The organism is Alkalimarinus coralli (assembly GCF_023650515.1).
GTDB lineage: Bacteria > Pseudomonadota > Gammaproteobacteria > Pseudomonadales > Oleiphilaceae > Alkalimarinus > Alkalimarinus coralli.
The window spans coordinates 1,862,297-1,876,718 of sequence record NZ_CP096016.1; the positions used below are offsets into that span (position 1 = coordinate 1,862,297).

A 14,422-nucleotide genomic window follows, 5' to 3' on the forward strand; every position below is an offset into this window, starting at 1 on the left:
TCTTAGCCAGATACACATCAAAGCAATTGATAGGCAGCCCAGCAGAAAAGAAAAAGTGGCACAAATCAGAACGAATTTAGTCAAGTAGGCAATGAAAAAATGCTTACACTTTAGGGTATATGAGGTTTGTTATATGAAGATTATTTTGATAAATGGTGCCTGGAGCCGGGGTCGAACCGGCACGCCCTTACGGACACGAGATTTTAAGTCTCGGGTGTCTACCAATTCCACCACCCAGGCTTTAGCTTTTGCTATGTAAACCGAATGAGCTTCGGCTTCTAAAATGTGGAGGCGCGAGCCGGAGTCGAACCGGCCTACGTGGATTTGCAATCCAGTGCATAACCGCTTTGCTATCGCGCCTTTATGCTGCTTTTGATCTACTACGCGAAACTAGATTGTAGTATAACTAAAAACCCCAGCATTGCCGGGGTTTCTAAAATTTGGAGCGGGAAACGAGATTCGAACTCGCGACCCCAACCTTGGCAAGGTTGTGCTCTACCAACTGAGCTATTCCCGCTTAAGTGGCGCATATATTACTTGAATAACGTTTAGTGTCAAGCGTCAAAATGAAGATAATATCGCACAGTAAGTGATTGACTATTAATTGTACATTTCTTCAGTCAAATCAGGCCATGCCGCCTTTAAATAAATAAACATTGACCATATAGTGAGCACTGAAGCCAAATACAATAGACCAACACCTATATTTGCCACCATTTCGCCCGGTGGAGAAAAAAGCATTAGCAATATCGCCCACATCTGCGCACCGGTTTTAACCTTACCAATGTAAGATACCGCGACACTGGCCCGCTTCCCCATTTCAGCCATCCATTCGCGCAATGCCGAGATAACAATTTCACGCCCGATAATGATAATGGCAGGAATGGTAATCCACATTGAGTCAAAGTCTTCAACAATCATCGTTAATGCAACAGCAACCATTAACTTATCAGCCACGGGGTCGAGAAATGCGCCAAAGCGAGTAGACTGGTTCATCTTTCTGGCAATGTAGCCATCTAGCCAGTCAGTAAAACCTGCCAGAAAGAAAACGCCCGTCGCAATGATTCGATGAGATTCACTCGGTACGTAAAAAGCAAGAACAAAAACCGGAATTAATATGATTCTGGATATAGTTAAGATATTAGGCAAAGTCATAAATAAAAAGCGTCGTCTCGTCAATCTAAATGGAGGTGGTCATATATTATGACTGCTATGGTTTTCGATATTCCGGGCACTTTGGCAATCTCTTCGGCACTTGCCTTTTTTACCTCTTGTAGTCCGCCGAAGTATTTTAGCAACTCTCGGCGCCTTTTTGGCCCTATTCCGTCAATATTTTCTAATGTTGATGTTTTTCTCGCTTTATCCCTTCGCTGCCGGTGACCCGTTATTGCAAACCGGTGTGCCTCATCGCGTATATGCTGAATAAGGTGTAATGCAGGAGAATCCGACTGCAAGTTAAGCAGTTTATCGCCATCCTCTCCAGGCAAAATAAGCGTTTCAAAGCCTGCTTTTCGGGTTACACCTTTGGCCACACCAACTAGCTGGATGCCGGTCAATTGGAGTTCCTCAAAAACATTAACGGCAACACCTAACTGCCCTTTGCCCCCATCTATTAAAACGATATCGGGCCACTTTCCTTCTCCCGCCTTAAGCTTTTTATAGCGCCTTGTTAAGGCTTGCTTCATTGCAGCATAGTCATCGCCAGGAGTAATTCCGTCTATATTGTAAGTCCTATAATCTGCTTTAAAAGGCCCCTGATCATTAAATACAACACATGAAGCGACTGTTTTCTCACCGGAGCTATGACTAATATCGAAGCACTCAATCCGCTTGGGCACTTCTTCCAACTCAAGCCCTACCCTTAGCGATTCAACGCGCTGAAAAACGTTCTCTTTTTTCGATAAGAAGCTGGCGATGCTCATCTCGGCATTTGACTGGGCTAACTGCTTCCATTTTGCCCGATCCGTCCTGACATTATGATTAATTTTTACACTTACACCAAATGAAGCATTTAACGCCTCCGACAGTAAGTCAGCATCATCCGGGATACAAGGCACTATGATTTCACGTGGGTAGTCATTAGAGCGAGCACTGCTTAGATAAAACTGCGCCAAAAAACTACCAAGAAGCGACGCCTCCCCTTGCTCCAATGCAAGCTTTGGGAAATAGTTCTTGTGCCCCAGCACCCGCCCCCCTCTTACAAACATAAATGACAGGCAAGCCGCCCCAGCTTTAATGGCTAACCCAATCACATCAATATTGCCGGCACTGGACTCAATAGACTGTTGCTCCTGAACATGCCTCAGAAAGTCAATTTGGTCTCGGATTTCTGCTGCTTTTTCAAACTCCAGATTCCGGGACGCTTCACTCATTGCATCAACAAGCTCACTGATAACCTGAGGATTTTTGCCCTCCAAAAACATAGCCGCACGCTTCATATCCTTTTGGTAATCTTCGGGGGATATCATCTTTACGCAAGGCGCACTGCAACGCTTTATCTGGTACTGTAAACAAGGACGCGCCCTATTTCTGAAAAAGCTTTCATCACACTGCCTGATCTTGAATATCTTCTGAAGAATATTCAGACTTTCTCGAACCGCACCAGAGCTAGGGTACGGCCCAAAATACTTACCTTGTTCTTTTTTTGTTCTCGCTCGTTTAAACGTTAATGATGGATAATCTTTGTGCTTGGAAAGGTAAATATAAGGGTAGGATTTGTCATCTCGCAATAGAATATTGTACGGCGGTTTCAGCTCTTTAATGAGGTTCTGCTCAAGTAGCAATGCCTCTGTTTCACTATCCGTGACTGTTATCTCTATATTCTCTATTTTGCTAACCAACGCTTTCGTTTTAACGTGCAGCCCGGTCGAGCGAAAATAACTGGAAAGGCGATTTTTTAAGTTACGCGCTTTTCCAACATATAAGATATCGCCACCGGCGTCGTACATTCTGTATACACCGGGGCGAGTCGTAAGCTGTTTGAGGAAGGGTGCTGAATCGAAAGACACTAATCTATATTTTCTGTATCAAGTATACCGTGACGAACAGCAAGCAGAGTCAACTCAACATCACTGGTTATGCCCAGTTTTTCGAAGATCCTGTAGCGATAACTGTTTACGGTTTTTGGGCTTAAGCAAAGCTTGTCTGAAATATCCTGAACCTTGATGCAACTGACAATCATCGTTGCTATCTGCATCTCCCGCTCAGAAAGCTTATCAAAGACAGTCCCCTCTTCGGTTTCTTCAAAGGGTTTTAAGGCAAGTTTCTGAGCTATTTCAGGACTAATATAGCGCTGACCTGAATTAACAACACGTATCGCCCGAATCATCTCTTCAATATCAGCGCCTTTGGTAATATAGGCAGAAGCACCAGACTGCATTACCCTTGCCGGGTAAGGGTCATCTGCACAGGCAGTAACAACAATCACTTTGATTTCATCATCGAGGCGCTTGATTTTTCGGGTAGCCTCAAGCCCCCCAATGCCGGGCATTTTTAGATCCATGAGAATAATATCAGGGTGAACAGTTCTAATAACCCCGACTGCATCCTCTCCTGAGCAAGCCTCGCCAACAACCTCTATACCAGACTCATCAGACAACATGCGAGAAATACCAGCCCTCACCAAGTCGTGATCGTCTACCACGAGCACTTTAATCAAGCATCACCTCAAATAATAAAATACGATGTCTTGCGAAACAAAATGTGCCATTCCGAAGCATTAGAGCGAATAAATGGATTACCTGTAACCATTAGAATAGAAGCAAATAGCCGTCAGACTCAATTCTATGACCCAAACTGCAAAACGCCAAACTTTTCAGTTAATAGCTTTGCCTTAAAGCCCCTCAGCCTCAGCCAGGAGTCTGCTTCCTCGTTGGTTCTGAAAACACTCGTTTGGAATGGTAGCTTACCTTTAAGAATCTCTTCAAATTGGAAAAGTAAATGATCACGATTGTCATGACCAACAATAATGGCCATCGCCCCCATACCTTTTATAAAGCTCCACGTATTCAAGGCCTTAAATGTTTCAATTTGGAAATCTTCTTCAATTAGCATTTCCAGATCAGACAACTGCATAACACAAGCCCACTCCTGGGCAAAGTATTTGCTCACCTGGCGCTTATAATCGGACAAAAATCGCAAAGTATCATCTGGCGACCAAGAGCCAATCAAAGAAACATAAAGAATATCGTGCGCGGGTCTTATCTTGTACTTTTCGTTTGATACTTCAGACACAACCCTCTCCCTATAATGAGTGTGTTATATTTAAAGATAACATATAGACAAAATTTGTCACATTCTAAAACATCGAACTTTGAGAAGTTTTTAGCCACGAATATAGCTTGCAGGCCTTGCAACCACCCAAGAACGTTATTACTACAAGACAATAACAGCTGAACGTCATGCAAACAGAACATGCCGGGTAATTCTAAGTGCTCAGTGCGATGTTAATTTACGGGGTTTATTTGAGAAAACACTCGATTTGAGGAAATACTTTATTTGAGAATAATAGTTGAGAAAATTTAGACTGGATGGATATTAGGTATATAGACGCTTGTCGAAAGTGGCGGAGGAGGAGAGATTCGAACTCTCGGTGGGCTATGAACCCACGCCGGTTTTCAAGACCGGTGCATTCAACCACTCTGCCACCCCTCCGCTATACCCCTACCAGCGCTTTTACCACTCGTTTGGGGCCGCCTTGTTCGACAGCGGGGTGCATATTACCTGATTTATAAAAAGTGTCAACGGTTATTTCCATTGAATTAACAAGGAATAAAATAACACAAGCACGCCACATATTAATGCAGCATACCCGTTGAGTTGCTGTAATGAGAATCACTATTAATTTTAAGTAACAAAGCTTGTATTTCCCTCTTTCGACATTATGATAACAACTATAAAGGCAAGCATTGTTGCCGTGTGTTAATTTGACCAATTAATGGAGCAGTTTATGCAGGATAATCGTTTCCCTGGCGGCCAGCCTCAAGGGATCACTCAAACGCAAACAGGCACATCACTGGATAGCAGTGCAGCGTCGGTTTTGAAAAACACCTATATGCTGCTCGGGCTTACCATAGCTTTCTCGGCTGTGGTCGCATTCTTTTCAATGAATATGCCTCGCCCACACTTCCTAATCATACTTGCAGGTTTTTATGGGTTATTTTTCCTTACTGCAAAACTTCGTAATAGCCCTTGGGGCATCGTATCAACATTCGCTCTAACGGGCTTTATGGGTTATACGTTAGGCCCCCTAATTGGAATGTTCGCAGGTGCCGGCGCAATGGGCATTGTTACTGATGCGCTTGGCCTTACAGCAATGGTATTTTTCGGCTTATCAGCCTACGCCCTGGTTACCAAAAAAGACTTTAGCTTTTTAAGCGGTTTCTTAATGGCTGGCTTTGTCGTATTGATTGGTGCAATGGTGCTTTCGCTGTTTACCGACATCTCGGGGCTGCATTTAGCAATATCCTGTGGCTTTGTGTTGTTTTCTTCTGCTGCAATCCTCTATGAGACTGGTAATATTATTCATGGTGGCGAAAGGAACTATGTAATGGCAACGATCGGCCTTTATGTGTCAATTTACAATATCTTCGTCAGCCTACTAAGTATTCTATCCTCGCTGAGTGGCGACGACTAATCAGCATCTAACCAGCAGGCTCCGGGAACACTCTGTTGCCGGAGCCTTTCATCTATAATTTATCTCCCATCCTCGCTATACTTCACCTAATCAGCCTGTCATATAAAACCAACGCGGCGAAAAATGGAATATTCATTAGTAGTTCTTGGAGACCCACACTCAACAGCTAGCGCTACGACTGCACTTAATTTCGCCCGCTCGCTATTGAAAGGGGGGCACGATATTTTTCGAGTATTTTTTTATCACGGCGGAGTGCAGTGCGCCAATGATCTAACCACCCCAGCTCAAGATGAGGCAAGACTCCCTGATGAATGGGCAGCCCTGAAAAAACAGCACAATATAGATTTAGTCGTCTGCATTGCTGCCGGCATTAAGAGAGGTGTGTTAGATCAGTCTGAGGCAGAGCGTCACGAGAAGACTTGCTCAAACTTACATCCGGCTTTCGAGCTGTCAGGCTTGGGACAACTTGTTGAAGCTACTGAACGCTCTGACCGAATCATTACTTTCGGAGCTTAGGGCTAGCAAGCCATGCCCTTTTGTAGACTAATTATATGAATTCAAAAAACCAGGCAAAACAGATACTCGTTACTCTCTCGCAAAGCCCTTATGGCGGAACCCTAGCTCGGGAGGCCATCGATTACTGCCTCGCGGCCGCCGCATTTGAGCAAAATGTTCAAGTTCTATTTACTGGCGACGCCGTACTTCAATTGATAAAAGACCAACACCCAGAAGCCATTAAGCAAAAAAACATATCAAAAACGGCTTCCGCTCTTCCGATCTATGGCATTGAAAACGTTTATGCCGATCAAAACAGTCTGGATCTATACAACCTGAAACCAGAAAACCTTTGCCTACCTGTAACCGTTGTGTCAACCCGCCAAATAGCTGACCTATTGGCTAACTCAAGCTCAACACTCAACTTTTGACCCTCATTATGAAAACGCTGCACATTCTTAACAAATCCCCAAAGACCCCATTCCCTGCATCCCAATGCGCGCGCTTTATCTCAGAACAGGATTCGGTTCTATTAATTGAGGATGCCGTCTATTATGCACTACCCTCCACCATTCCCTTACTCTTGAGCACATCACTGCAATCAGAAACCACAGCCATATATGCTCTGAAAGAAGACCTGGAGGCAAGAGGAATCTTGGCATTAGCACACAAGGGGGTTCAATTGGTATCATATGACGGCTTTGTCGAACTCACAGCATCTCATGACAAATCTACAAGCTGGTACTAGCGAACATTGCTCACACTCTTTTAACCATAGACCTGCATCGCACGCACAATGACTATAGATATTGACGTTGATAAAGAAGGCTTTTTAAAGAACCTTAACGACTGGACACCAGAGATAGCTACAATACTGTCTCAGCAGGAGGGCATAGACTTGACGCCCGAACATTGGGAAATAATATACCTGCTAAGAGACTTCTATTTGAAATATGATATCGCCCCTGCTATGCGCATTTTAGTCAAAACAGCGAAAGAGACTCTGGGCGACAGCAAAGGAAACAGCATTCATTTATTAAAGTTATTCCCCGGCAGCCCGGCAAAATTAGCAAGTAAAATTGCCGGGTTACCGAAACCAACTAATTGTTTATAGTTGTGCAACATAAAGAGAGCAACGTCGCACTAAATTCCCCATTCAACAGATACGCCAGACTACTAAAGAGCCTATGACCACAAATAAAGCTAAGCCTTATGAAGAACATCCCTTTGCAGAATACGTTCGCATACTGGGAAAAGGAAAGAAAGGAAGCCGCTCACTAACAGAGCAAGAAGCATTCTCTGCAATGTCCATGATTCTCGATAACAAAGTCGAAGATTTACAGCTTGGGGCATTTCTAATGCTGTTAAGGGTGAAAGAAGAATCGCCTGAAGAGTTGAGCGGGTTTGTAAAAGCTGCAAAAACTAAAATTGATGCACCAGACGATCTTTCAGTCGATCTTGACTGGTCATCATACGCTGGTAAGCGCCGCCACCCTTCTTGGTACCTGTTTTCCGCCCTCTGCCTTGCGGAGCATGGCATGAAGGTATTTATGCACGGAGCCAGCGGCCATACGGCAGACCGCATGTATACCGAAGACGTACTAACTGACCTTGGGCTACCGGTATCTGGAAACTGGACTTCAGCAGCCAAGACAATCAGTGAGTCAAACTTCTACTATATGCCGTTAGCCACGCTGCTACCAAGAATGAACGAAATGATTAACATGAGACCAATATTGGGCCTTCGCTCTCCTGTTCATTCTCTATCTCGCTTGATAAACCCACTAAACGCCAACACCGTCTTGCAAGGCATTTTTCACCCCGCTTATAGCACTATGCACCAGGAAGCAGGTCAACTCCTGGGCTACAAGAACATAGCCGTAATCAAGGGGGAAGGCGGAGAAATTGAAAGAAACCCAGACAACGCTTTGGAACTACTATCGTCCGGCGACCAAGGTCTAAGCAGAGAAGTCTGGCCAAAAATGTTTGAGAAACGACACGTCAAAGCAGAACAGATGTCAGTTGACTACATGAAGAACGTATGGAGAGGCGATCAACAAGATGAGTATGCTGAGGGCGCCATCATTGGAACAATGGCCATAGCTCTAAAAGTCACTGGGCGAGCAAAAGACCAGCATGAAGCCTTTTTGCAAGCAAATCAACAATGGGCAAAACGAAACAAAGAGCGCTTTATTTAAGACGCACCATGGGTATGAGCAGGCACTCGGGAAGTTTGCTGCTCATACCCCATCCTGTTCATACCCCATTACGACAAACGCCTCAGGAAAACATTAGCATCCACTGCACAACCCCTGTTAAAGCACCCAAAACCCCACCTATGAGCATTAACTGAAACTCCTCTTCCTGAAACGCTGGCCTAAGCACATCCTGAAACTCTGCTGGCGATAATGCTCTCATGCGATCCGACATCACGGCAGCAACAACACCGGAACGGCTTTTATTAAAGGATTCATCATGAAATGGCTCTACCGATACTTGTACTGCCTTATCATTCAAGGCGCGCTTAAGTTCAACATAGCCAGATGCCCCCACAGTCAGCTGGGCAACGACTTTCAGAATTCCGGCCTGATCCAGCATCGGCCTGATATGTTTTTGTATGATCGCTCTCGTTCTATCAGCATGACGACCAAACACCATGGTATGCGCTGCGCGTTCTACCGTTATTAGCTCTTCCGCCAACAACCGGCTCCAGACATCAGACACTTCATCTTGGCGCTTTAAGAACAAACCCTGCACGTTAAACCCAAAAAAAGAGCGCGGGTACAAAGGCCTGAAAATAACATTAAGTGCTAACCAATTCGTTGCAAAACCGACAACAAAGCCAAATAAAGGCAGCATCCAAAACTCACTATTCTGAAGCCAGATTGGAATTTGCACTAAACCAAAAAGCAATCCAAAAAGCAGGCCACTCTTAACAATAAAACTGAACTCCCTGCCCCCAACTTCTTGAAATATGCGGACCATTAAGCCCGGATTTTTCTTCAACTCCTCAACGAACAACTCTTTGACATCAATAAGAGAACTTAACTCTGAGCCAAACTCAGCGACCAGCCCTTCTATACGCCGGGGTATCTGATTGTGTGCCCACTGGTAGACTTTTCTTTTAACCGTATATGGAAGGTTGTCCCAAAGCACCGCCTGGCGCTCATACATAATCTCATCAATATACTCCTCTATACGCGGCTCTATTTGCGAGATAATATGCTTAGTGATCTTTTCGGGTTCCAGTTTTCGGAATACGTCATCCATATTCCCGAAGCGGTTGATAGTTCGCTCAACAACAACAGACGCCATCTTTTCAGCTTTCCGAGGAATAACCCCCTGCCACCCTAATATAGGAGACACACCTTGAAAGTGGAGTGGATAAAAAGTCATTTTGATTGCTAACCAATTGGTTGCCCAACCGATCAACGCTGCCATAAAAGGAAGACTGGCGTACGTCATCCAGCCAGCATCTTCGAAGAGTTGTGAGAGTTGCAGTTCCATTTAGCCTACATTCAGAATTAATTTGCTACCGATTGTAAACGAAATTAAACGCAATAACTGTTCTATTGTACAAAATCAGAATGATAAGGGTTATTTTTGTACAATAGATCACAAAATAATGGACCTACTAGCCTACTATCAACCCATTATTTTTAACGTTTGGAAGGCGACGCGCAATTAATTGAGCACTCGCATCAAAAAGAATGAAAACTACTGAAAATAGGCGTTATCAGTAACTGTATGATCGGTAACATCCCTCACACCACCAAGCTCAGGTATTCGCTCTTTTAAGGTTTTTTCTACACCTTCTTTTAGCGTGATGCTAACAGCACTGCAGCCCTGACAGCCTCCACCAAATTTTAGAACAGCAACATTACCTTCAACAATCTCCACCAACGAGACATCCCCGCCGTGCGCGGCCAAACCAGGATTTATCTCTGTCACCAGATAGTACGTAACCCTTTCATCAAGCGGCGAGTCATCACTTACTTTTGGCACTTTTGCATTCGGTGCCTTTATCGTAAGCTGCCCTCCCATTTTATCAGCAGCGTAGTCGACCAATGCATCCTCAAGAAACGGTAAACTTTTTTGCTCCAGATACAACACGAAACTCTTGAGCTGTATCTTTTCATCATCAACAACAATCTCATCAGGCTTACAATAGGCCAAGCAGGTTTCAGCCATTTTCGTTCCTGGCTGAGTTACAAACATTCTAACACCCATATCACTAGTATCCTGCTTATCAAGAAGCGTTTTTAGATAATCTTGAGCAGACTCTGTAACCGTGACCATTAATTCACCACTAATATTGCGAAAATTGATTTACCACTATTTTACGGTATATTTCTGCATTGTAGAAGACCTAGTATTTTAGTTGGTTTTATTTCTGTGCTCCTGCCTTTAGTGATATATCGCATAAAATGAGCTGTGCGCAGCCACATCAATAAAGACTAGCCCTATTCTATTTGCTATAGTAGCCGCCGTTTCTTTGAATGCCTGCAATGCTATTGAATGCCGCGAGATTCATTAACACCCACTACAACATAATGAACACAGAAGGTTAGCCTAAGCCATGACTGATCGCCAAAACAGAATTGAACAGCTATACGAAACCCTGAAAGACCGTATTCTAATTCTAGATGGCGCAATGGGAACCATGATCCAGGGCTATAAGCTATCAGAACAGGACTACCGTGGTGAACGCTTTGCAGAGCACCCTTGTGATGTTAAGGGTAACAACGATCTTCTGAGTATCACCCAACCAGATATTATTAAAGAAATTCACAATCAATACCTGGAAGCGGGTGCCGATATCCTGGGTACCAATACGTTTAATTCAACAGTGGTGTCCCAAGCCGATTACAACATGGAAGAGCTTGTTTACGAGCTTAACTTTGAATCTGCCAAACTAGCGCGGGAAGTCGCAGACTTAAAAACGTTGGAAACCCCGAATAAACCACGTTTTGTTGCAGGAGCGGTAGGCCCTACATCCAGAACGGCGTCAATTTCCCCCGATGTTAATAACCCGGGTTATCGTAACGTTACCTTTCAGGAACTCGTTGACAACTACTACCTTGCAGTTAAAGCACTTAGCGAGGGTGGCGTTGATATCATCATAATCGAGACAATATTCGACACACTTAACTCAAAAGCAGCTATTTACGCAACGCAACAATACTTTATTGATAGCGGAACAACACTGCCCATCATGATATCTGGCACCATTACAGATGCCTCCGGTAGAACATTGTCAGGGCAGACTGCGGAGGCATTCTGGCTCTCTGTTTCTCATGCCAACCCCCTCAGTGTGGGGCTTAACTGTGCACTGGGTGCTGATGCACTTCGGCCATATGTTGAAGAGTTATCCAACAAGTCCAACGTCTTGATAAGTGCCTACCCCAACGCAGGACTACCTAACGAATTTGGTGAGTACGACCAAACGCCCGAAGAAATGGCTGAAATCGTTAAGTCCTTTGCTGAAGATGGTTTTGTGAACTTCATTGGCGGGTGCTGCGGCTCCTCTCCTGAGCACATTAAGGCTATTGCCGACGCCGTCGCACCTTTCAGCCCTCATAAGATTCCTGAAGCTAAACCCGCACTTAAACTATCAGGCCTCGAAGCATTCACTTTTGACGAGAACTCCCTTTTTATCAATGTCGGTGAACGTACCAACGTAACGGGCTCTGCCAAGTTCCTGCGACTTATCAAAGAGGAACATTTTGAAGAGGCGCTGGATGTCGCAAGACAGCAGGTTGAAAATGGCGCTCAGGTGATCGATATCAATATGGATGAGGGCATGCTCGAATCCAAAGAGGCAATGAATAAGTTTCTTAAGCTCATCGCTTCAGAGCCAGACATTTCAAGAGTGCCAATAATGGTTGACTCGTCAAAGTGGGATGTAATCGAAGAAGGCTTGCGCTGCATCCAGGGCAAATCAGTCGTAAACTCTATAAGCTTAAAAGAGGGTGAAGAAGAGTTTATTGAAAAAGCAAAATCATGCATGAGGTATGGCGCTGCCGCTGTTGTCATGGCATTTGATGAGGAGGGTCAGGCTGACACTCTCGAGCGGAAAATTGAAATTTGCAAGCGATCCTACGAAGTATTGACGGGCATTGGTTTTCCTCCACAGGATATCATCTTCGACCCAAATATATTTGCGGTAGCAACGGGCATTGAAGAGCATTCCAACTATGCAGTTGACTTCATCGAGGCAACTCGCTGGATTAAGCAAAACCTTCCTTACGCCAGTATCTCTGGTGGCGTCAGCAACGTTTCGTTTTCTTTTAGAGGCAACAACGCAGTTAGAGAAGCCATACACTCTGTATTTCTATATCACGCGATAAAAGCAGGCATGAATATGGGGATCGTCAACCCCGGCCAACTTGTTATTTACGATGATATTGACCCTGAATTAAAAGAGCGCGTTGAAGATGTTATTTTAAACCGCCGGGATGACTCCACAGATCGACTTCTGGAGATTGCCGATAACTTCAGAGGTGATGGAGCACAAAAACAACAGGAAGACCTCGCGTGGCGAGAGCTCCCCGTTAGCAAGCGACTGGAACATGCATTAGTTAAAGGCATCACGACGTTTATCGTTGAAGACACCGAGGCTGCAAGACTAGAGGCATCCAAGCCTATAGACGTTATCGAAGGCCCCCTCATGGACGGAATGAACGTGGTAGGCGACTTATTTGGCGAAGGTAAGATGTTCCTTCCTCAAGTCGTTAAAAGCGCACGCGTAATGAAACAAGCGGTCGCCCACCTACTACCATTCATAGAAGCAGAGAAAGGTGAAAAGACACAAGCCAAAGGTAAGATCCTGATGGCGACAGTCAAAGGCGATGTTCATGACATCGGAAAAAATATCGTCGGCGTGGTACTTCAATGCAACAATTTTGAAGTCATAGACCTTGGCGTAATGGTGCCCTGTGAAACCATACTTAAACGCGCCAAAGAAGAAAACGTAGATATCATTGGCCTAAGCGGACTAATAACGCCATCACTCGATGAAATGGTGCATGTAGCCAAAGAGATGCAGCGGGAAGGTTTTGAGATACCTCTGATGATTGGTGGAGCAACCACATCAAAGGCGCATGCAGCGGTTAAAATCGAACCTCAATTCAAAAATGACATCGCCATCTATGTTTCTGATGCATCTCGAAGTGTTGCCGTATCTACATCCCTGCTAAGCGACACGATGAAGCCTGACTTTGTAAACGGCATCCGAGAAGAGTATGAAGGCGTTCGAGAGCGTAGGAAAAACCGAGCGGCCAAAACACCGTTATTAACATACAAGGAATCCATTAATCGCGGCTTCCGGACTGACTGGGAGAGCTATCAGCCACCTGTACCTACGTTTACCGGCCTGAAAACCTTTGTCGACTACCCTATTGAAGAGCTCATCGACTACATCGACTGGACACCATTCTTTATTTCGTGGGATTTGGCCGGTAAGTACCCAAAAATACTAAACGATAAAAAAGTAGGTGAAGCAGCAACTAGCCTCTTTAATGACGCACAGACAATGCTTAAAAAGATGGTTCAGGAGAAGCTTATTGCAGCTAGAGCAGTGATCGGCTTTTGGCCCGCAAATACCGTCAACTCTGACTCAATTGAGCTATATGAAGATGAGTCCCGAACAAAGTGCTTTCAAACCCTGCACCACCTAAGACAGCAAACGGACAAAGCGACGGATAAACCGAACTACTCACTTGCCGACTTTATAGCCCCAAAGGAAAGCGGCAAAAAAGATTACATCGGCGGTTTTGTAGTGACTGCAGGCCTTGGCGCAGAAGAGCTCGCAAAACAATACGAGGATAAGCAGGACGACTACAACAGCATAATGGTCAAAGCACTCGCAGACCGGCTTGCAGAAGCTTTTGCAGAAAGAATGCATGAACGGGTAAGAAAAGAGTTCTGGGGTTACGCTCAACAGGAATCACTGGATAATCAAGAGCTGATTAAAGAACGCTACAAAGGCATACGCCCTGCTCCAGGCTATCCTGCTTGCCCTGAGCACACAGAAAAAGGCTCACTATTTAAAATTCTGGATGCAACAAACAACAGTGGCGTTGAACTTACCGAGCACTTTGCAATGATGCCTGCAGCATCTGTCAGCGGGTTCTACTACTCTCACCCGGAATCCAAGTATTTTGCAGTCGGTAGAGTCAACAGAGATCAAGTTGCTTCATATGCCGAGCGCAAAAACATGTCACTCAAAGAAACTGAGCGTTGGTTATCACCCAACCTGGGCTATGAGGCTGACTAATAAACACACTTCGC

13 protein-coding genes and 4 tRNA genes are annotated in these 14,422 nt (G+C 44.8%); 7 read left to right on the forward strand and 10 right to left on the reverse strand.

Annotation, left to right across the window (positions count from 1 at the left end):
• Positions 1-153: 153 nt before the first annotated feature.
• The 8 genes from MY523_RS08265 to MY523_RS08300 all read right to left on the reverse strand — a co-directional run bounded on the left by MY523_RS08265 (position 154) and on the right by MY523_RS08300 (position 4,653).
• Positions 154-240 (reverse strand) — tRNA-Leu (locus MY523_RS08265).
• A gap of 46 nt (positions 241-286) precedes the next feature.
• A tRNA-Cys gene (locus tag MY523_RS08270) sits at positions 287-360 on the reverse strand.
• Positions 361-441: 81 nt separating this feature from the next.
• Positions 442-517: transfer RNA gene (locus MY523_RS08275), tRNA-Gly, on the reverse strand.
• A gap of 83 nt (positions 518-600) precedes the next feature.
• The gene (pgsA, locus tag MY523_RS08280) at positions 601-1,155 is read right to left on the reverse strand and encodes a CDP-diacylglycerol--glycerol-3-phosphate 3-phosphatidyltransferase (protein ID WP_250658311.1); all 555 of its coding nucleotides are present in this window, start codon (positions 1,153-1,155) and stop codon (positions 601-603) included.
• A gap of 20 nt (positions 1,156-1,175) precedes the next feature.
• Entirely contained in the window at positions 1,176-3,008 is a 1,833-nt protein-coding gene (gene uvrC / locus MY523_RS08285; RefSeq protein WP_256470521.1) for an excinuclease ABC subunit UvrC, read from the reverse strand.
• Positions 3,008-3,658, reverse strand: a complete 651-nt coding sequence (uvrY, locus tag MY523_RS08290; RefSeq protein WP_250658313.1) for a UvrY/SirA/GacA family response regulator transcription factor — start codon at positions 3,656-3,658, stop codon at positions 3,008-3,010. The genes uvrC and uvrY overlap by 1 nt, the downstream gene beginning before the upstream one ends.
• Positions 3,659-3,783: 125 nt before the next feature.
• Positions 3,784-4,233 carry a hypothetical protein gene (locus MY523_RS08295; protein ID WP_250658314.1) on the reverse strand — a complete coding sequence of 150 codons (450 nt, stop codon included), beginning with the start codon at positions 4,231-4,233 and terminating at the stop codon, positions 3,784-3,786.
• Between the two features lie 329 nt (positions 4,234-4,562).
• Positions 4,563-4,653: transfer RNA gene (locus tag MY523_RS08300), tRNA-Ser, on the reverse strand.
• Positions 4,654-4,948: 295 nt separating this feature from the next.
• On the opposite strand from MY523_RS08300, the gene MY523_RS08305 reads away from it, so the two are divergent.
• The 6 genes from MY523_RS08305 (at position 4,949) to MY523_RS08330 (ending at position 8,328) form a co-directional block, all read left to right on the forward strand.
• A complete protein-coding gene (locus MY523_RS08305; protein ID WP_256470522.1) occupies positions 4,949-5,635 on the forward strand; it encodes a Bax inhibitor-1/YccA family protein in 687 nt (228 codons plus the stop codon).
• Positions 5,636-5,758: 123 nt separating this feature from the next.
• Positions 5,759-6,151, forward strand: a complete 393-nt coding sequence (gene tusD, locus MY523_RS08310; protein ID WP_250658315.1) for a sulfurtransferase complex subunit TusD — start codon at positions 5,759-5,761, stop codon at positions 6,149-6,151.
• 35 nt (positions 6,152-6,186) lie between these two features.
• The gene (gene tusC / locus MY523_RS08315; RefSeq protein ID WP_250658316.1) at positions 6,187-6,561 is read left to right on the forward strand and encodes a sulfurtransferase complex subunit TusC; all 375 of its coding nucleotides are present in this window, start codon (positions 6,187-6,189) and stop codon (positions 6,559-6,561) included.
• A gap of 8 nt (positions 6,562-6,569) precedes the next feature.
• Positions 6,570-6,878, forward strand: coding sequence for a sulfurtransferase complex subunit TusB (gene tusB, locus MY523_RS08320; protein WP_250658317.1), 309 nt, complete (start codon positions 6,570-6,572; stop codon positions 6,876-6,878).
• A gap of 48 nt (positions 6,879-6,926) precedes the next feature.
• On the forward strand, positions 6,927-7,244 hold the full coding sequence (locus MY523_RS08325; protein WP_250658318.1) for a TusE/DsrC/DsvC family sulfur relay protein: 318 nt from the start codon (positions 6,927-6,929) through the stop codon (positions 7,242-7,244).
• A gap of 73 nt (positions 7,245-7,317) precedes the next feature.
• Positions 7,318-8,328, forward strand: a complete 1,011-nt coding sequence (locus MY523_RS08330; RefSeq protein ID WP_250658319.1) for a glycosyl transferase family protein — start codon at positions 7,318-7,320, stop codon at positions 8,326-8,328.
• An 82-nt stretch (positions 8,329-8,410) separates the two neighbouring features.
• On the opposite strand, the gene MY523_RS08335 is transcribed toward MY523_RS08330, so the two are convergent.
• On the reverse strand, positions 8,411-9,637 hold the full coding sequence (locus tag MY523_RS08335) for a DUF445 domain-containing protein (RefSeq protein ID WP_250658320.1): 1,227 nt from the start codon (positions 9,635-9,637) through the stop codon (positions 8,411-8,413).
• Between the two features lie 210 nt (positions 9,638-9,847).
• Positions 9,848-10,429, reverse strand: a complete 582-nt coding sequence (gene nfuA, locus MY523_RS08340; protein ID WP_250658321.1) for a Fe-S biogenesis protein NfuA — start codon at positions 10,427-10,429, stop codon at positions 9,848-9,850.
• Between the two features lie 280 nt (positions 10,430-10,709).
• On the opposite strand from nfuA, the gene metH reads away from it, so the two are divergent.
• Positions 10,710-14,408: a methionine synthase gene (metH, locus tag MY523_RS08345; RefSeq protein WP_250658322.1), complete on the forward strand. Its 3,699-nt coding sequence runs from the start codon at positions 10,710-10,712 to the stop codon at positions 14,406-14,408.
• Positions 14,409-14,422: the final 14 nt, after the last annotated feature.